This is a genomic window from Aquitalea sp. (assembly GCF_030150775.1).
Classification (GTDB): Bacteria; Pseudomonadota; Gammaproteobacteria; order Burkholderiales; family Chromobacteriaceae; genus Aquitalea; species Aquitalea denitrificans.
The window spans coordinates 1-17,041 of sequence record NZ_JASLFG010000060.1 but is presented as its reverse complement, the minus strand read 5'-3'; the positions used below and the strand labels follow the sequence as shown (position 1 = coordinate 17,041).

Here is a 17,041-nt window from a genome sequence, read left to right as displayed (position 1 = left end):
TCATGACTATTTTGCTGCGGGTGCACAGGCGGCGGCGCACCGCAGTCCAGCCTGCTACTGATCAACGGGGGAAACTGGCGCAAAAAGCTGGTCAGCGCACTGCCACCGGCAGCAAAAAGCCCGGCGGGGCCGGGCTTTTTGCATGGCGTGCGTTCAAGCACGGTCATCATTCTTCTTGTGCGGCGATATCTGCCTTGACCTTTTCCATGTCGAGATCACGCAGTGCCTTGATCAACTCTTCCAGCTGCGCCGGCATCATGGCACCAGCCTGGTTGAAGACGATGATGCCGTCCTTGAGTGCCATCAGTGTGGGAATGGAGCGGATCTGGAAATGGCCAGCCAGTTCTTGTTCTTCTTCGGTATTGATTTTGCCAAACACGATGTCGGGATGCTTGAGCGCAGCGGCGTCAAAGGTCGGGCCAAACATCTTGCACGGACCACACCATTCGGCCCAGAAATCCAGAATGACGATGCCGCCCTTGTCGACGGTTTCATTGAAACTGCTGCCGGTGATATTGATGGTGGCCATGCTGCGCTCCTTGCCGGTAACCGGCATATATAGATAGGTGGTAGCAGCAAGATGGGATGCGTAGTGGCTTTTACAAGAGCAGTGCGCCGGTTTGCCGCGGCTTCAGACAGAAAAAAGGCCCACTGTCGTGAGCCTTTTGCTCTGCCTGCGGCATTACAGCCAGCATTTACGGTAGCTGTCGCGTTCCATCTGACAGACTTCCACACAAAGCTGAGTGCCGGTGGGGCCTTGAATCTGTTGTTGCAAGACGGGTAGCAGGCTGTCGGAGAGTTGCTGGCGGGTGGGCAGGTCGCGACCGCTCAGGATATGGAGTTGCAGGTGCACGAACGGGGCGCTACCCGGAGTGGTGCCGGTGAGCCAGTCTTGCAACAGGATGGCCCGGCTCTTGATGTCTTCTGCCTGGAACTGGCCGCTAGCCAGTAATGCCTGATTGATGGCCAGCAAGGTGGCGGGGACATCCAGCTTAAGTCCGCTGCTGTATTGCATGATGATTTGCGGCATGTCAGCTGGCTTTCTTTTTCAGTTGGTAACACTGGTGGATCTTGCGGTTGCGGAAGTCTTCCGGCACGGACTGTCCGCTGATGTCGCGGATGTGATAATCCTCGGCCAGGCGTTCGTCCAGCACGAAGCTGCGCAGATTATTGGAGAAGTACAAGGTACCGCCCGGTGCCAGCAGCGCCATGGCGTAGTCGATGAGCCAGACGTGGTCGCGCTGGACGTCCAGGATATCCAGCATTTTCTTGGAATTGGAGAAGGTGGGCGGGTCCATCACGATGAGGTCGAACTGCTTGCCCTCGTCCACTGCTTGCTCCAGATACTGGAAGACATCGGCACGCACCAGTTGATGGCGGGCCAGGTCCAGTCCGTTCAGCTCGAAATTGCGGCGCGACCAGTCCTGATAGGTATTGGACATGTCCACTGTTTCGGAACTGACTGCACCGCCGGCACCGGCGTAGACGGTAAAGCTGCCGGTATAGGCAAACAGATTGAGAAATCGCTTGCCGGCGGCTTCTTCACGCACGCGTTTGCGGGTGTTGCGGTGATCAAGAAACAAGCCGGTGTCCAGATAGGCATCCAGATTGACGATGAAGCGCTGGCCAAACTCCTGCACGATGAAATCATCACCCAGCTTGCCCACTTTTTCGTACTGGCTGACGCCCTTCTGACGACGGCGGCTTTTCAGGGTGATGGCGGATTCATCGCGTCCGGTGACAGCGGCGATGGCAACCATAATGGCGGCAATCCATTGCTGATAGACCTCGTCTTCCATTTCCCAGCCGGTGTCGTACTCCTGCAAATGCACGCGGTCGCCGTACAGGTCTACCGCCAGCGGAAACTGCGGTACGTCCTTGTCGTAGACACGCCAGGCATCCAGCCCCTGACGGGAGGCCCACTTGGCGTAGTGCTTGTAGTTTTTCTGCAGCCGGTTGGCAAAGGCGGAGACATCGACCATATCATTCCTTGGCGACAGCAGCCGGTGTGGCACTGCCGGGTAATTCATTCGGACAAAAACAAAACGCGCGCCAGCATAAGCGACCGGCGCGCGCATCAGCAAGTCCCGCCTGACCGCCTATTCCGGCTGGTACATGGCGATCAGCTTGCGATAGACCGGCTCGGGCAGATACTGGCGAATCATGTTCTGCCAGCCACGCGGGCCGACCAGGCCCTTGACCATGGTGGAGGACACCTCGGCATATTCCCGCGGTGGCAGCAGGAAGATGGTGGTGATGTCCGGGTGCAGGTCGGAGTTGATGTAACGCATGGTGCGTTCGTATTCGTAGTCGCTGGCGGTGCGAATACCGCGAATGATGTAGTTGGCACCAATGCTCTGGGCGTAGTTCACCAAAAACTGGTTTTCGAATACATCCACCCGCAGCTTGCTGAAGCCACGTGTGACGGCTCGCAGCATGTCCACGCGCTCGTCCACACTGAAGGTACAGTGTTTTTCCGGGTTCACGCCGACTGCCACGATGAGTTCGTCGAACAGCTCTACGGCTTCGCGAATCATCCACAAGTGACCGTTGGTGACCGGGTCGAAACTTCCGGCATACACGGCTCTTTTCACTTCTCGTTTTCCTTTGGATGTGTGTGCCATGGCGACTGTATCGTGCAGTAGTGGGAGGGTAAAGGCATTTTTGTTGCAGTGCGCCAAAAATGCGGCATAACAGTAGGGTTTTGCGTCATTTACATCATGATTGCAGAACATTCTGGTGCAAGAAGCAAGAAAGGCCGACGCGAAGCCGGCCTTTGCAACACAAGATGCACCGGAATGGTTCAGCTATTAATGTTCTCTGCGTGATGGCAGGCAATCATGCGCTCGTCCAGCGCACGCAATTCCGGCACTTCCTGCTGGCAACGTTCATTGGCAAACGGGCAGCGTTTGTGGAAGGTGCAGCCGGACGGCGGATTGAGCGGGCTGGGCAATTCCCCCTGGATCTTGATCTTGATGCGCCTGTCTTCCGGGTGAATGGAAGGTGTGGCGGACAATAGCGCCTGGGTATAAGGATGCAGCGGCCGGGAATAAATCTTTTCCTTGGCCCCCACCTCCACCGCACGGCCCAGATACATCACCATCAGCTCGTCCGCCACATGTTCCACCACCGCCAGATTGTGCGAGATGAACACATAGGCGGTGTTGAACTCTTCCTGCAAATCCATGAACAGATTGAGCACCTGCGCCTGGATGGAAACGTCCAGTGCCGAGGTGGGCTCATCCGCCACCACGATCTTGGGGTTGAGCATCATGGCGCGGGCAATGGCGATACGCTGGCGCTGGCCGCCGGAGAACATGTGCGGATAGCGGTAGTAGTGCTCCGGACGCAGACCGACCCGCGTCATCATGGCGCGCACGCGCTCTTCCCGCTCGCTGGCGGACAGGCTGGTATTGATGTCCAGCGGCTCGCCCAACTGGGTGCCAATCTTCTGGCGCGGGTTGAGTGAGGCGTAGGGGTTCTGGAACACCATCTGCACCTTGGTGCGCATGGCTTTCAGTTCGGCCTTGCCGGCCGTGGCGGCATCCTGCCCGTCCAGCAGCAGCGAACCGGAAGTCGGCGGCTCGATCAGCGTCAGCTGGCGTGCCAGCGTGGACTTGCCACAGCCGGATTCGCCCACCACCGCCAGCGTCTTGCCTGCCTGCAGTTCAAACGATACGCCGTTCAGCGCCTTGACCTGTGCCGACGGCTTGAAAAAACCCTGGGCCACATCGTAATAACGGGTGAGGTCCCGTGCCTGCAATACGGTACTCATCATGCCTCCTTGGCCGTAATCGGGTAGTGGCAGCGTACAACGCCACCGTCAATGGCGGTCAGGCCCGGTCGCTGGGCCTTGCACTTGTCCTGGACATAGGGACAGCGCGGAGACAACAGGCAGCCGCTTGGCCGGTCGTACTGCCCCGGCACGATGCCAGGCAGGGTGGACAGGCGATGCGCGCCCTTGCTGTGTTCCGGGATGGACTTGAGCAACGCCTCGGTATACGGATGAGTCGGGGTGCGGAAGATGCCCGGCACCTTGGCCATTTCCGCCACTTGCCCGGCATACATCACCGCTACCTTGTGCGCCACTTCGGCCACCACGGCCAGGTCATGGGTAATCATGATCAGCGCCATGTTCTGGCTTTTCTGCAGATTGACCAGCAAGTCCATGATTTGCGCCTGGATGGTCACGTCCAGTGCGGTGGTGGGCTCGTCGGCAATCAGCAGCTTGGGATTACAGGCAATGGCCATGGCAATCACCACGCGCTGGCTCATGCCACCCGACAACTGGTGCGGATAGGCATTCAGCCGGCTGGCCGCCGCCGGAATTTCCACCATTTCCATCAGTTCCAGCGCGCGCTGCTTCAGTGCGGCACCACGCAGGCCCTGGTGGATCTTCAGCACTTCCATGATCTGGTAACCCACGGTGTAGCTGGGGTTGAGCGAGGTCATCGGGTCCTGAAAGATCATGGCGATATCCTTGCCGACAATCTTGCGACGCTCGCGCGCCGAGATGGTGAGCAGGTTCTTGCCATCAAATTGCAGGGTGTCCGCCACAATGCGGCCCTGTCCTTCCAGCAGGCCCATCATGGCCATCATGGTGACGGACTTGCCCGAACCGGATTCGCCGACGATGCCGACGATTTCGCCCTGATTGACGCTCAGGTCCAGTCCTTCCACTGCGCGGAAGGGATTTTTTTCCGAACCGAACTCCACCGAGAGGTTCTTGATTTCCAGCAGACTCATACTTCCCTCCTCAGGCGGCGCGCTTCAGTTTCGGATCCAGCGCATCGCGCAGGCCGTCACCCATCAGGTTGATGGCCAGTACCGACAGCAAAATGGTAAGACCAGGCAGCGACACCACCCACCAGGCACGTTCGATGTAATCACGGGCAGAGGCCAGCATGGTGCCCCACTCCGGTGTGGGCGGTTGCACGCCCAGCCCCAGGAAACCCAGTGCGGCAATTTCCAGAATGGCGGAGGAGAAGCTCATGGTGGCATGCACGATCAGCGGTGCCATGCAGTTGGGCAGCACGGTGTTGAACATCAGACGGAACAGACCAGCACCGGACACGCGCGAAGCGGTGACATAGTCGCGGTTCAGTTCGGTCATGGCCGAAGCACGGGTCAGGCGCACATAGGCGGGCAGGGACACCGTGGCAATGGCGATCATGGCATTCACCAGGCCCGGCCCCAGGATGGCCATGATGGCCACCGCCAGCAGCAAGGACGGCAAGGCCATCATGATGTCCATGACGCGCATGATCACCCCGCCCAGCACCTTGGGGAAGAAGGCCGCCAGCAAGCCCAGCACCACGCCGGGCAGCATGGCCAGCAGCACCGAGCACAGGCCGATGAACAGCGACAGGCGAGCGCCATAAATCAGACGCGACAGGATGTCACGACCCAGTTCATCCGTACCCAGCAGAAAGGCGCTGGAGCCACCCTCCAGCCAGGCCGGGGGCGTCAGCAGGTGGTCGCGGTATTGCTCGATGGGGCTGTACGGTGCCACCAGCGGGGCCAGCACGGCGCACAGCACCACGATGGTCATGAAGATCAGGCCGGCAACCGCGCCCTTGTTATAAGAAAAGCCCTGCCAGAATTCCTTGAACGGCGAAGGATAGCTCAGTGCCGCATCTTCGGCGGGCACGGCAGCGTTCTGCATGTTTGCATTAGTCATGACGATACCTGCAAGCGTTATTTGGCGTGACGGATGCGCGGATTGGCAACACCGTACAGAATGTCCACGATGAAGTTGGTGATGATCACCAGCGTGGCCACGATCAGGATGCCGTTTTGCACCACCGGGTAGTCGCGGCGGCTGATGGCGTCGATCAGCCACTTGCCGATGCCAGGCCAGGAGAAGATGGTTTCGGTCAGCACCGCGCCACCCATCAGCGTACCCACTTGCAGGCCGATTACCGTCAGTACCGGAATCAGCGCATTGCGCAGGGTGTGCACAAAGATCACCCGCACCGGCGACAGGCCCTTGGCCCGTGCGGTACGTACATAGTCTTCACGCAGCACTTCCAGCATGGAGGAACGGGTCATCCGCGCAATCACCGCCAGCGGGATGGTGCCCAGCACGATGGCCGGCAGGATCAGGTGCATCAGCGCGTCCTTGAAAGCACCGGCATTGGCGGACGGATCGGCCGCTTCGGCCAGCCAGGTGTCGATCAGCATGAAACCGGTGCGCGGCGTGATGTCAAATGCCAGGTCCAGCCGGCCGGAAACCGGCGTCCAGCCCAGCTTGACCGAGAAGAACATGATGAGGATCAGGCCCCACCAGAAAATCGGCATGGAAAAACCGGTGAGCGAAATGCCCATCACGCCATGGTCGAAAATGGAGCCACGCTTGATGGCGGCAATCACGCCAGCCAACAGGCCGAACACCACAGCAAAAGCCATGGCAGCCAGCGCCAGTTCCAGCGTGGCGGGGAACAGGGTCTTGAATTCGGCCCATACGCTGGTCTTGGTGACCAGCGATTCGCCCAGATTGCCATGCAGCAAATTGCTGATGTAATCGACATACTGCGCGTACAGCGGCTTGTCCAGACCCAGGCGGTGCATGGCATCCGCATGCATTTGCGGGTCCAGCGTGCGCTCACCCACCATGACTTCCACCGGATCGCCCGGAATCATGCGGATAAGGCCGAAGGTGAGCAAGGTAATGCCGAAGAACGTGGGAATCAGCAAACCCAGCCTACGGAAAATGAAAGACAACATACGTACTTCTCCCGTGCATCCGGCCTGCTTACAGCATGGCAGACGGACGCCGTTATTTCAGACCCAGATCATGGATGGGAATGTCATGGAAACGATAAGGAGAAACAAGCCGGAGAACAGCGCAGGAAAACGGGAGTAAGGTGTCGGGCAGAAGACGCCGGCTGAACCACCCACCTACATCAGCCACGCCTTCGCCTCGACGGAGTAGACAATAACACCCGCCCAAGGCCGCGCCTTTGATACAGGTCAAGCCTGCCAGTCCACGTTCGCACGCCACCGCTGTTTCCGTTTTACTGCATTCCTTCTGACAGACACTCCCGGCCGGTTTCACCGGTAACGGCATTTCTTTATCTGACGTAAAGATAGCGCCGTGCTCCATGCAAAACATCGGGGGCTTACGCCCCCGATATCAGCAACTTCCCTGTCGGGAAGCAAACAGGATTACTTCAGGCTGACGCCATAGAAGGAGTTCAGGCCGAAGGGGCTTACCTTGAAGCCGACTACCGACTTGGACATCGGCTGTACCACGGTGGAGTGAGCCACAGTGGTGTAAGGCAGCTGCTGTTTGTAGATTTCCTGCGCCTTCATGTACAGCTTGGTGCGCTCGGCCACATTGGTGGTGCGCTTGGCTTTCTGCAGCAGGTCTTCAAACGGCTTGTAGCACCACTTGGCAAAGTTGTTGCCGTTCATGGCCTCGCAACCCAGCTGAGTACCCAGCCAGTTGTCCGGATCACCATTGTCACCGGTCCAGCCAATCAGCATGGCATCGTGCTCGCCAGCCTTGGCGCGCTTGATGTACTCACCCCATTCGTAGGTGGTGATCTTGGCCTTGACGCCGATCTTGGCCCAGTCAGCCTGTACCATTTCGGCCATCAGCTTGGCATTGGGGTTGTACGGACGCTGCACCGGCATCGCCCACAGGGTGATGTCGAAGCCATTCGGGTAGCCGGCCTTGGCCAGCAGCGCCTTGGCTTTTTCCACACTGTACGGGGCGTCTTTCAGGCTCTTGTTATAAGACCACTGGGTCGGCGGCATCGGATTGGTGGCAGCCTGGCCAGCACCCTGGTATACGGCGTCGATGATGGCTTTCTTGTTGACTGCCATATCCAGTGCCTGACGCACTTCCAGCTTGTCCATCGGCTTGTGCTTCACGTTGTAGGCCAGATAGCCCAGGTTGAAGCCAGCCTGTGAAATCACGTTCAGCTTGCTGTCGGCCTTCATGGCAGCGATGTCGGTCGGACGCGGGTAGGCGGTAACCTGGCACTCACCGGCCTTCAGCTTCTGGTAACGCACGGACGGATCGGTGGTGATGGCAAATACCAGATTGTCGACTTTAGGGCCGTCGGCCTTGTCCCAGTACTGCTTGTTGGCGGCAAAGCGAATCTGCGCATCTTTCTGGTAACGTTTGAAGATGAAGGGACCGGTACCCACCGGCTGCTGGTTCAGCAGTTGCGGTGTACCAGCCTTCAACAGCTTGTCGGCATATTCGGCCGACTGGATGGAGGCAAAGCTCATCGCCAGGTTTTGCAGGAAGGCCGCATCGATGTTCTTCAAGGTGAACTTGACGGTATTGGCGTCCAGCTTTTCCACCTTGGTGATGTTTTCATCCATGCCCATATCGGTGAAATACGGGAATTCGGTCGGGTAGGCTTTGCGGAAGGCGTTGTTCTTGTTGAGCATGCGGTCGAAGGTGAACACCACGTCATCCGCACTGAAGTCACGCGTCGGCTTGAAGAAGTCAGTAGTCTGAATCTTTACGCCCTTGCGCAGATGGAAGGTATAGGACAGGCCATCAGCGGCCACATCCCACTTTTCCGCCAGCGCCGGTACTACCTTGGTGCCGCCACGCTGGAATTGCACCAGGCGGTTGAATACGGTTTCGGCAGAGGCATCGAAGTCGGTGCCAGTAGTGTACTGACCCGGGTCGAAACCGGCCGGGCTACCCTCAGAGCAATATACGAGCGTTCCTGCAGCTTGTGCAGCCATCGAGGCCGAGGCGATCAGGCCGGCGGCCAGCAGCATTTTCTTTGCAGCTTGCATTGTTCTTTCCTTTTCCTTTGTACAGACTTCGTGATTGTTATCGATTGTCCGATCTTCTGAAGCGCCTTGTGGGCGGCTTTGGTCGGATACATTATGCAGAGAGGGGCAGTTTGACAAGCACCCCTCTCGCATTTCTGATCATTTATTGCGCATGCACAGCCGTTGTCAGCAGAAAACTAGCACTTTTTCACCACAACACTGCCAACGGAGTAACCGGCACCAAACGAGGAAATGACACCGATATCGCCTGGTGCCAAGCGATCGCGGCACAGGTGGAAAGCAATGATCGAGCCAGCCGAGCTGGTATTGGCGTAGCGATCCAGAATCACCGGTGCTTCCTGCGCGGTGGCATCACGGCCCAGTACACGGCGGGCAATCAGCTGGTTCATCGCCAGGTTGGCCTGATGCAGCCAGAAGCGGCTGACCTGCTGCGGCTGGATGCCCAGCTGTTCCAGATGTTGCACGATATGCTCGCCCACCATCGGGCACACTTCCTTGAACACCTTGCGGCCCTGTTGCACAAACAATTTGTCGACCTGACCAATGCCCTGCTCGTCACAGCGATTGAGGAAGCCGAAGTTGTTGCGGATATTGTTGGAAAACACAGTGGCCAGACGGGTACCCAGAATCTCGAACTGCTCGGCCGAGGTGGCCGAACCGGCAGCTTCCAGCACCAGAGCAGTGCAGGCATCACCAAAAATGAAATGGCTGTCGCGGTCGCGGAAATTGAGGTGGGCCGAGCAGATTTCCGGGCTGATCACCAGCACGGCGCGTGCCTGGCCGCTCTGGATGGCATTGACCGCAGTCTGGATGCCGAAGGTGGCGGACGAGCAGGCCACATTCATGTCGAAGGCATAGCCCTGCACACCCAGCGCCTGCTGGATTTCAATGGACACCGCCGGATAAGGGCGCTGCATATTGGAACAAGCCACCAGCACCATGTCGATGTCAGCCGCCGTCCTGCCCGCCTGCGCCAGCGCCGCGGTGGCCGCCGCCACGCCCATTTCAGCCTGGACGGACAATACATCGTTACCGCGTTCCGGCAGATAAGGCGCCATGCGTGCCGGATCCAGCACACCATCCTTGTTCATCAGAAAACGCTGCTTGATACCGGATGCCTTCTCGATGAATTCGGCACTGGATTCGGCCAGTGCCGCCACGGTTCCGGCGGCAATTTCGGTAGCATGCTGTGCATTCCAGCCAGCAACATACAGATTGAAGGCAACGACCAGTTCTTCATTGCTGACTGCATGCGGGGGCGTAAACAGGCCGGACCCGCTGATGACCACTTTCTTCATTTCCCTGTCTCTCTCTGACAAAGACACCGCCGCTGGCAGGCTGCCACATCCGGCCTGGCCGGATAACACAATCCTTGCATGCAACAAGCGGCACCTGTGATGGCACCCATGTAAACGGGCGTTTGCTCGAATCATACACCAAGCCCGGTTTTGTCCTGCAATTAAACCCCCCGAGCGCTGATAAACCTAGTAAAATGCTCAACTTTGCTGCCGTTTGCCAGCCCCACGCCGTAGGTCAATCCGGGGCAGCTAGCAGACTTGTCGACACCCGCCATTAATAGTTGACAAATTTAGTCGGGAATTGGGTATAATCATCCCAACCACCCATCGGAGTTCAAGATCATGCGTCTCACCACCAAAGGCCGCTTTGCGGTAACCGCCATGCTGGATCTGGCCATGCGCGAAGCCAATGGCCCGGTGACCCTGGCTGGCATCAGCGAGCGCCAGAGCATTTCCCTTTCCTATCTGGAACAGCTGTTCGGCAAACTGCGCCGTTCCGAACTGGTTGACAGCGTACGCGGCCCCGGCGGCGGCTACACGCTGGCCCGCATCCCGTCCGAAATTTCCGTGGCAGACATCATTGCCGCCGTGGATGAGCCGGTTGATGCCACCCAGTGCGGCGGACGCGAAAACTGTCATGACAACCACCGCTGCATGACCCACGACTTGTGGACCAACCTGAACGCCACCATTTTCGACTATCTGGCCAAGGTTACCCTGGGCAGCCTGGTTGAAAAGCAACGCGCCAAGGAAACAGCGTCCAAAGAAAACAATGTAATGCAGGACAAGCGCGAAAGCAGCCCCCGTGCGACTGCCTCCGCCTCCAGCGCACTGTAAGCGCACCGCATCCCCGGAGAATTGATAATGAGTCAGCTCAAGCTTCCCATCTACCTCGACTATTCAGCCACCACCCCGGTTGATCCCCGTGTTGCCGCCAAGATGATTCCCTATCTGACCGAGCAATTCGGCAACCCGGCATCGCGCAGCCACAGCTTTGGCTGGACGGCGGAAGAGGCGGTAGAGAATGCGCGGGCGGAAGTGGCCAAGCTCCTGAATGCCGACCCCAAGGAAATTGTCTGGACCTCCGGTGCCACCGAGTCCGACAACCTGGCCATCAAGGGCGCCGCCCAGTTCTACAAGAGCCGTGGCAAGCACATCATCACCGTCAAGACCGAACACAAGGCCGTGCTGGATACCTGTCGCGAGCTGGAACGCCAGGGCTTCGAAGTGACTTATCTGGGGGTGCAGGAAAACGGCCTGATCGACATTGAAGAATTCAAGGCAGCCATCCGCCCGGACACCATTCTGGTGTCGGTGATGTACGTCAACAATGAAATCGGCGTGATCCAGGACATTCCGCAAATCGGCGAAATCTGCCGTGAAAAAGGCATCATCTTCCATGTCGACGCCACCCAGGCGCCGGGTAAGGTCAAGATGGACATGAATGTGCTGAAAGTGGACCTGATGAGCCTGTCCGCCCACAAGGCCTACGGCCCGAAGGGTATTGGCGCACTGTATGTGCGTCGCAAGCCGCGCGTCCGTCTGGAAGCCCAGATGCACGGCGGTGGCCACGAGCGCGGTTTCCGCTCCGGTACCCTGCCGACGCACCAGATTGTCGGCATGGGCGAAGCCTTCCGCCTGGCCCGTGAAGAAATGGACAGCGAGAGCGAACGCATCCGCATGCTGCGCGACCGTCTGTGGAACGGCATCAAGGACATGGAAGAGGTGTACATCAATGGCGACATCGACCAGCGCGTACCGCACAACCTCAATGTCAGCTTCAACTTTGTTGAAGGTGAAAGCCTGATCATGGCGATCAAGGACCTGGCGGTTTCCAGTGGATCGGCCTGTACCTCGGCTTCGCTGGAGCCGTCCTACGTGCTGCGCGCCCTGGGCCGCAACGACGAAATGGCACACAGCTCCATCCGCTTCACCCTGGGCCGCTTCACTACCGAAGAAGAAATCGACTTCGCCATTGCGCTGTTGAAAGATAAAATCGGCAAATTGCGCGAACTGTCCCCACTGTGGGAAATGTTCAAGGAAGGCGTAGACCTGAATTCGGTACAGTGGGCCGCCCACTGAACTATCAATGATTTTGCGGGAGCGCTCGGCTCATGACAGCCGCGCTTCCGTCAGCAGGAGAGAGAATCATGGCATACAGCGACAAACTGATGGATCACTACGAAAACCCGCGTAATGTGGGCTCGTTCGAAAAAGGTGATGACTCCGTAGGCACCGGCATGGTTGGTGCGCCGGCCTGTGGCGATGTAATGAAGCTGCAGATCAAGGTAAACGCCGACGGTGTGATTGAAGACGCCAAGTTCAAGACTTACGGCTGTGGCTCCGCCATTGCCTCATCATCCCTGGTAACCGAATGGGTGAAGGGCAAATCGCTGGATGAAGCCATGTCAATCAAGAACACCGCCATTGCCGAAGAACTGGCGTTGCCGCCGGTGAAGATCCACTGCTCCATCCTGGCTGAAGACGCCATCAAGGCGGCAGTGAGCGACTACAAGCAAAAACACGGCAAGTAAGGAGCGCAGACATGGCCATCACCCTTTCGGCAAGTGCAGCCAATCACGTCAGCCAGTTCATCGCCAAACGCGGCAAGGGCCTGGGCATCCGCCTGGGGGTGAAAACCTCCGGCTGTTCCGGCATGGCCTACAAGCTGGAGTTTGTCGATGCGGCGACCGATGAGGACATCACCTTCGAAAGCAATGGTGTGACGGTATTTACCGATGCCAAGAGCCTGGCCTATCTGGACGGCACCGAACTGGACTACTCCAAGGAAGGGCTGAACGAAGGCTTCAAGTTCAACAACCCCAACGTGAAAAACGAATGTGGTTGCGGCGAAAGCTTCAACGTCTGATCGCCGTCTGTCGTTCCCTGAGCCGGGCTGCCACCAGCGGCGGTCCGGTTGCCACCCTGCAGTCCCGTAGCCCAAGGCCATGACTACCGAATTCTCCCAGGACTTCTTTCAGCTGTTCGGCCTGCCGCGCCGCTTTGTGCTTGATAGCCAGCAACTTGAACACTCCTGGCGTGCCGCTGCGGCTACCGTGCATCCCGACCGCTACGCCAGCAGCCCCGATGCCGAAAAACGCATGGCGCTGATGCAGGCCACCCGCGTCAACGAAGCCTACCAGACGCTTAAATCGCCGCTGCGCCGTGCCCGCTACCTGCTGGCCCTGCAAGGCCGCGACACCCAGGAAGAAACCAACACCAGCATGCCGGTGGATTTCCTGATGGCGCAGATGGAATGGCGCGAAAACATAGAAGAAGCCCGCGACGCCGGCAAGGTAGAAGCACTGGAAGCACTATCAGCCAGCTTGCGCCAGGAAAACCGCGCACTGGTGGCCGATCTGGCCACGGCACTGGATGAAGCGGCAGATTTGGACGCCGCTGCACTGATGGTGCGAAAATTGCGCTTTCTGGAAAAACTCGACCAGGAAATCGGCGACGCCATCGAAACCCTGCTGGGCTAGGTCGCCATCCCTGTGCACCTGATGTTACCGCTCACGCGACAACAATAAAGATTCCGTCATGGCTCTACTACAAATTGCCGAACCCGGCCTGTCCGCCGCACCACACCAGCACCGCCTGGCCGTAGGCATCGACCTTGGCACCACCAATTCACTGGTGGCCACGGTAAGAAGCGGCTCTGCTATCGTACTGGCCGACGAATTCGGTCGCAGCCTGCTGCCCTCCGTAGTGCGCTACCAGGAAGATGGCAGCACCACAGTGGGCCACGACGCCCAGCGCCAGCAGAACCATGACCCGCACAACACCATTACTTCGGTAAAACGCTTCATGGGCCGCGGCCTGTCCGACCTCAAGGACGCCGGCAGCCTGCCCTACCGTTTTGTCGACGCACCCGGCATGGTGCAACTGCACACCGCCGCCGGCGTGAAAAGCCCGGTTGAAGTGTCCGCCGACATCCTGCGCCAGCTGGCTCAGCGCGCCGAGGCCGCCCTGGGCGGTGAACTGACCGGTGCCGTGATTACCGTACCGGCCTATTTCGACGACGCCCAGCGCCAGGCCACCAAGGACGCCGCCCGTCTGGCCGGCCTCACCGTGCTGCGCCTGCTGAACGAACCCACTGCAGCTGCGATTGCCTATGGCCTGGACAACGGGGCCGAAGGCACTTACGTGGTATACGATCTGGGCGGGGGTACCTTCGACATTTCCATTCTCAAACTCACCCGTGGTGTATTTGAAGTGCTGTCCACCAGCGGCGACTCCGCCCTGGGCGGCGACGACTTCGACCACCGCGTGTATTGCTGGCTTCTGGAGCAGGCCGACCTGCACGGCCTGTCCGCCCAGGACACCCGCCTGCTGCTGACCCGCGCCCGCGAAGCCAAGGAAGCGCTGACCGAACACAGCGATACCCGCATCACCGCCATTTTGTCCGACGGCCATGCCATCGACCTGACACTGGATCAGGACACCTTCCGCCGCATCACCAAAACCCTGGTGGACAAAACCCTGTTGCCGGTCCGCAAGGCGCTGCGCGATGCCGACATCACTGCCGACGACGTCAAGGGCGTGGTCATGGTGGGCGGTGCCACCCGCATGCCGCATATCCAGAAAGCCGTGGCCGACTTTTTCGGTCAGCCGCCGCTGACCAATCTGGACCCGGACAAGGTAGTGGCACTGGGTGCTGCCATCCAGGCCAATGTACTGGCCGGTAACAAGGGTGAGGACGAATGGCTGCTGCTGGACGTGATTCCGCTGTCGCTGGGCATCGAAACCATGGGTGGCCTGACCGAAAAAATCATCCCGCGCAACAGCACCATCCCGGTAGCGCGGGCACAGGAATTCACCACATTCAAGGATGGCCAGACCGCCATGTCCATCCACGTACTGCAAGGTGAGCGCGAACTGGTGGCCGACTGTCGCAGCCTGGCGCAATTCGTGCTGCGCGGCATTCCGCCCATGGTGGCCGGAGCCGCCCGCATCCGCATCACCTTCCAGGTGGATGCCGACGGCCTGCTGGCGGTATCTGCCCGCGAAATGACAAGCGGTGTGGAAGCCAGCATCGAGGTCAAACCCTCCTACGGCCTGTCCGACGACGCCATCAGCCAGATGCTGAGCGACTCGCTGGCCCATGTGCAGGACGACATCGAGGCACGCAAGCTGCGCGAGGCCATTGTCGATGCCGACAGCCTGCGCGACGCCACCCTCACCGCACTGCAAATCGACGGCGACCTGCTGTCCGCCGACGAAACCGCCGCCATCCGCCTGGTGCTGGAAGAACTGCAAGCCGCCGTTGCCAGCCAGACCACGCTGGCGGTCAACCAGGCCACCCATCGCCTGAACAAGGCCACCGAAGACTTTGCCGCCCGCCGCATGGACCGCAACATCCAGCGCGCACTCAAGGGCCAGAACATTGCCGAGCTATAAGGACAACCCATGCCACGCCTGATTGTGCTGCCCCACGCCGACCTCTGCCCCGATGGGGCTGTGATCGACGACGCCGAAACCGGCAAGAACATCTGTGAAGTACTGCTGGAACACGATATCGAAATCGAACACGCCTGCGAGCTGTCCTGCGCCTGTACCACCTGCCACTGCATCGTGCGCGAGGGCTTCGATTCGCTGAGCGAAGCAGACGAGCTGGAAGAAGACATGCTGGACAAGGCCTGGGGACTGGAATCCCAATCGCGCCTGTCCTGCCAGGCCGTGATTGGCGAGGAAGACCTGGTGGTGGAAATTCCGCGCTACACCATCAACCACGCCCGCGAGCACCATTAAGCAACACACCATGAAACGCCTTGGCCCGGTGCGGGCTGCAGGGTTTCGTGCATCGTGCAGGAACGCAGGAGAACGAGATGAAATGGACCGACGTTAACGACATCGCCATCGAACTGGTGGAAACCTACCCGGATATCGACCCCAAGACCGTGCGCTTTGTCGACCTGCACAACTGGGTGGTCGCCCTGCCCGACTTTGACGACGACCACAGCCGTGGCGGCGAGCGCGTGCTGGAAGCTATCCAGCAAGCCTGGATAGACGAAGCAGAATAAGTACGACCACACACCAGCACCAAGCCCGGCCAAGCCGGGCTTCTTCATTGCCCCACACGACTCCCTACTCCCCACCAGGCTGGCTGCCCATGACGGGCTGCTATAAGATGACTCATCCCCCCTACCCTGCCGCCAGCACATGGCGGTGTCGTCATGGAGCCTGAACCATGTATACCCTGATCATCGGCAATAAAAATCTGTCGTCCTGGTCGCTGCGCCCCTGGCTGGTACTGAAAATGCTGAGCGAACCTTTCGAGGAAAAGCACATCGACCTCACTGCCAGCGACAGCAAGGCCCGCATTCTGGCTTGTAATCCGGCAGGCAAGGTACCGCTGCTGATCGACCAGCAACTGCACATCGCCGACAGCCTGGCCATCTGCGAATACCTGGCCGACTGCTTCCCTGCGGCCGGGCTATGGCCGGACGACATCGCCAGCCGCGCCACCGCCCGCTCTGCCGTGGCAGAAATGCACGCCGGCTTCCAGGCTCTACGCAGTGAACTGCCAATGGATGTATGCAGCGACCACGCTGGCTTTGTCCCAAGCGCGGCCGCACAAGCGGACATCAACCGCATCATCAGCCTGTGGGACAGCCTGCGCCAGCAATACCAGGGCAATGGTCCCTTCCTGTTTGGCCACTTCACCATTGCCGATGCCTTCTTTGCCCCGGTCGTGTGGCGCTTTGCCAGCTACCACATTGCCCTGCCAGGCCTGGCCGCTGACTATGCCATACACATGCAGCAGCTCCCTGCCATGCAGGAATGGCATGCCGCCGCCCAAGCTGAAGCACAATAGGCCGAAAACGCCGCATTCTTGATGGAACAACGCGCCATAACTCATTAGAATGGCGCGTTTTTTTATGCGTTATTGCAGCAAGAGGCTTACAGCATGACTACCCCGTTCATTATCGGCGTTGCCGGCGGCAGCGGCAGCGGCAAGACCACCGTCACCGCCA

Annotated in this window: 19 protein-coding genes; 9 read left to right on the top strand and 10 right to left on the bottom strand. The window is 59.2% G+C overall.

Annotated elements, in window-relative coordinates; genetic code table 11:
- Positions 1–166: 166 nt before the first annotated feature.
- From trxA to QVF59_RS20235, 10 genes are all read right to left on the bottom strand, one after another.
- Complete coding sequence (gene trxA, locus QVF59_RS20280) at positions 167–529, bottom strand: thioredoxin (RefSeq protein ID WP_089085915.1); 363 nt, start codon at positions 527–529, stop codon at positions 167–169.
- Between the two features lie 153 nt (positions 530–682).
- Positions 683–1,015, bottom strand: coding sequence for a 5-carboxymethyl-2-hydroxymuconate Delta-isomerase (locus QVF59_RS20275; protein WP_287882313.1), 333 nt, complete (start codon positions 1,013–1,015; stop codon positions 683–685).
- Between the two features lie 16 nt (positions 1,016–1,031).
- Positions 1,032–1,982 (bottom strand): class I SAM-dependent methyltransferase, encoded by a 951-nt coding sequence (locus QVF59_RS20270; RefSeq protein ID WP_159875036.1) that lies wholly within the window; start codon positions 1,980–1,982, stop codon positions 1,032–1,034.
- A 117-nt stretch (positions 1,983–2,099) separates the two neighbouring features.
- The gene (gene coaD, locus QVF59_RS20265) at positions 2,100–2,624 is read right to left on the bottom strand and encodes a pantetheine-phosphate adenylyltransferase (protein WP_159875035.1); all 525 of its coding nucleotides are present in this window, start codon (positions 2,622–2,624) and stop codon (positions 2,100–2,102) included.
- A 179-nt stretch (positions 2,625–2,803) separates the two neighbouring features.
- Entirely contained in the window at positions 2,804–3,775 is a 972-nt protein-coding gene (locus tag QVF59_RS20260; protein ID WP_287882310.1) for a peptide ABC transporter ATP-binding protein, read from the bottom strand.
- The gene (locus QVF59_RS20255) at positions 3,775–4,746 is read right to left on the bottom strand and encodes an ABC transporter ATP-binding protein (RefSeq protein WP_062790234.1); all 972 of its coding nucleotides are present in this window, start codon (positions 4,744–4,746) and stop codon (positions 3,775–3,777) included. Before QVF59_RS20255 ends, QVF59_RS20260 begins: the two co-directional genes overlap by 1 nt.
- A gap of 10 nt (positions 4,747–4,756) precedes the next feature.
- Complete coding sequence (locus tag QVF59_RS20250; RefSeq protein ID WP_287882307.1) at positions 4,757–5,680, bottom strand: ABC transporter permease subunit; 924 nt, start codon at positions 5,678–5,680, stop codon at positions 4,757–4,759.
- Between the two features lie 17 nt (positions 5,681–5,697).
- Positions 5,698–6,726 (bottom strand): ABC transporter permease subunit, encoded by a 1,029-nt coding sequence (locus QVF59_RS20245; RefSeq protein ID WP_159875034.1) that lies wholly within the window; start codon positions 6,724–6,726, stop codon positions 5,698–5,700.
- 441 nt (positions 6,727–7,167) lie between these two features.
- Entirely contained in the window at positions 7,168–8,766 is a 1,599-nt protein-coding gene (locus tag QVF59_RS20240) for an ABC transporter substrate-binding protein (RefSeq protein ID WP_159875033.1), read from the bottom strand.
- A 176-nt stretch (positions 8,767–8,942) separates the two neighbouring features.
- Positions 8,943–10,064 (bottom strand): beta-ketoacyl-ACP synthase III, encoded by a 1,122-nt coding sequence (locus QVF59_RS20235; protein WP_287882304.1) that lies wholly within the window; start codon positions 10,062–10,064, stop codon positions 8,943–8,945.
- Between the two features lie 342 nt (positions 10,065–10,406).
- Here QVF59_RS20235 and iscR point away from each other — a divergent pair, with 342 nt between their 5' ends.
- The 9 genes from iscR to QVF59_RS20190 all read left to right on the top strand — a co-directional run bounded on the left by iscR (position 10,407) and on the right by QVF59_RS20190 (position 16,881).
- Entirely contained in the window at positions 10,407–10,901 is a 495-nt protein-coding gene (iscR, locus tag QVF59_RS20230; protein WP_159875031.1) for a Fe-S cluster assembly transcriptional regulator IscR, read from the top strand.
- A gap of 27 nt (positions 10,902–10,928) precedes the next feature.
- The gene (locus tag QVF59_RS20225; protein ID WP_059286361.1) at positions 10,929–12,146 is read left to right on the top strand and encodes an IscS subfamily cysteine desulfurase; all 1,218 of its coding nucleotides are present in this window, start codon (positions 10,929–10,931) and stop codon (positions 12,144–12,146) included.
- Positions 12,147–12,214: 68 nt separating this feature from the next.
- Positions 12,215–12,598 (top strand): Fe-S cluster assembly scaffold IscU, encoded by a 384-nt coding sequence (gene iscU, locus QVF59_RS20220; protein WP_124642521.1) that lies wholly within the window; start codon positions 12,215–12,217, stop codon positions 12,596–12,598.
- Between the two features lie 11 nt (positions 12,599–12,609).
- Complete coding sequence (gene iscA / locus QVF59_RS20215) at positions 12,610–12,933, top strand: iron-sulfur cluster assembly protein IscA (RefSeq protein WP_159875029.1); 324 nt, start codon at positions 12,610–12,612, stop codon at positions 12,931–12,933.
- A gap of 79 nt (positions 12,934–13,012) precedes the next feature.
- On the top strand, positions 13,013–13,546 hold the full coding sequence (gene hscB / locus QVF59_RS20210) for a Fe-S protein assembly co-chaperone HscB (protein WP_287882298.1): 534 nt from the start codon (positions 13,013–13,015) through the stop codon (positions 13,544–13,546).
- 58 nt (positions 13,547–13,604) lie between these two features.
- Positions 13,605–15,464, top strand: a complete 1,860-nt coding sequence (hscA, locus tag QVF59_RS20205; RefSeq protein WP_287882296.1) for a Fe-S protein assembly chaperone HscA — start codon at positions 13,605–13,607, stop codon at positions 15,462–15,464.
- Between the two features lie 9 nt (positions 15,465–15,473).
- A complete protein-coding gene (gene fdx / locus QVF59_RS20200; RefSeq protein WP_159875026.1) occupies positions 15,474–15,815 on the top strand; it encodes an ISC system 2Fe-2S type ferredoxin in 342 nt (113 codons plus the stop codon).
- Between the two features lie 77 nt (positions 15,816–15,892).
- Positions 15,893–16,087: a Fe-S cluster assembly protein IscX gene (gene iscX / locus QVF59_RS20195; RefSeq protein ID WP_159875025.1), complete on the top strand. Its 195-nt coding sequence runs from the start codon at positions 15,893–15,895 to the stop codon at positions 16,085–16,087.
- Between the two features lie 167 nt (positions 16,088–16,254).
- Complete coding sequence (locus tag QVF59_RS20190) at positions 16,255–16,881, top strand: glutathione S-transferase family protein (protein WP_287882292.1); 627 nt, start codon at positions 16,255–16,257, stop codon at positions 16,879–16,881.
- Positions 16,882–17,041: the final 160 nt, after the last annotated feature.

Bases quoted from the DNA above. Each gene is read 5' to 3' on its own strand.
- QVF59_RS20225 (WP_059286361.1), top strand. From the start codon at position 10,929: ATGAGTCAGCTCAAGCTTCCCATCTACCTCGACTATTCAGCCACCACC.
- iscA (WP_159875029.1), top strand. From the start codon at position 12,610: ATGGCCATCACCCTTTCGGCAAGTGCAGCCAATCACGTCAGCCAGTTC.
- QVF59_RS20245 (WP_159875034.1), bottom strand. From the start codon at position 6,726: ATGTTGTCTTTCATTTTCCGTAGGCTGGGTTTGCTGATTCCCACGTTC.
- QVF59_RS20260 (WP_287882310.1), bottom strand. From the start codon at position 3,775: ATGAGTACCGTATTGCAGGCACGGGACCTCACCCGTTATTACGATGTG.
- QVF59_RS20250 (WP_287882307.1), bottom strand. From the start codon at position 5,680: ATGACTAATGCAAACATGCAGAACGCTGCCGTGCCCGCCGAAGATGCG.
- iscR (WP_159875031.1), top strand. From the start codon at position 10,407: ATGCGTCTCACCACCAAAGGCCGCTTTGCGGTAACCGCCATGCTGGAT.
- coaD (WP_159875035.1), bottom strand. From the start codon at position 2,624: ATGGCACACACATCCAAAGGAAAACGAGAAGTGAAAAGAGCCGTGTAT.
- hscA (WP_287882296.1), top strand. From the start codon at position 13,605: ATGGCTCTACTACAAATTGCCGAACCCGGCCTGTCCGCCGCACCACAC.
- QVF59_RS20255 (WP_062790234.1), bottom strand. From the start codon at position 4,746: ATGAGTCTGCTGGAAATCAAGAACCTCTCGGTGGAGTTCGGTTCGGAA.
- fdx (WP_159875026.1), top strand. From the start codon at position 15,474: ATGCCACGCCTGATTGTGCTGCCCCACGCCGACCTCTGCCCCGATGGG.
- iscX (WP_159875025.1), top strand. From the start codon at position 15,893: ATGAAATGGACCGACGTTAACGACATCGCCATCGAACTGGTGGAAACC.
- QVF59_RS20190 (WP_287882292.1), top strand. From the start codon at position 16,255: ATGTATACCCTGATCATCGGCAATAAAAATCTGTCGTCCTGGTCGCTG.
- QVF59_RS20240 (WP_159875033.1), bottom strand. From the start codon at position 8,766: ATGCAAGCTGCAAAGAAAATGCTGCTGGCCGCCGGCCTGATCGCCTCG.
- QVF59_RS20275 (WP_287882313.1), bottom strand. From the start codon at position 1,015: ATGCAATACAGCAGCGGACTTAAGCTGGATGTCCCCGCCACCTTGCTG.
- QVF59_RS20270 (WP_159875036.1), bottom strand. From the start codon at position 1,982: ATGGTCGATGTCTCCGCCTTTGCCAACCGGCTGCAGAAAAACTACAAG.
- trxA (WP_089085915.1), bottom strand. From the start codon at position 529: ATGGCCACCATCAATATCACCGGCAGCAGTTTCAATGAAACCGTCGAC.
- QVF59_RS20235 (WP_287882304.1), bottom strand. From the start codon at position 10,064: ATGAAGAAAGTGGTCATCAGCGGGTCCGGCCTGTTTACGCCCCCGCAT.
- iscU (WP_124642521.1), top strand. From the start codon at position 12,215: ATGGCATACAGCGACAAACTGATGGATCACTACGAAAACCCGCGTAAT.
- hscB (WP_287882298.1), top strand. From the start codon at position 13,013: ATGACTACCGAATTCTCCCAGGACTTCTTTCAGCTGTTCGGCCTGCCG.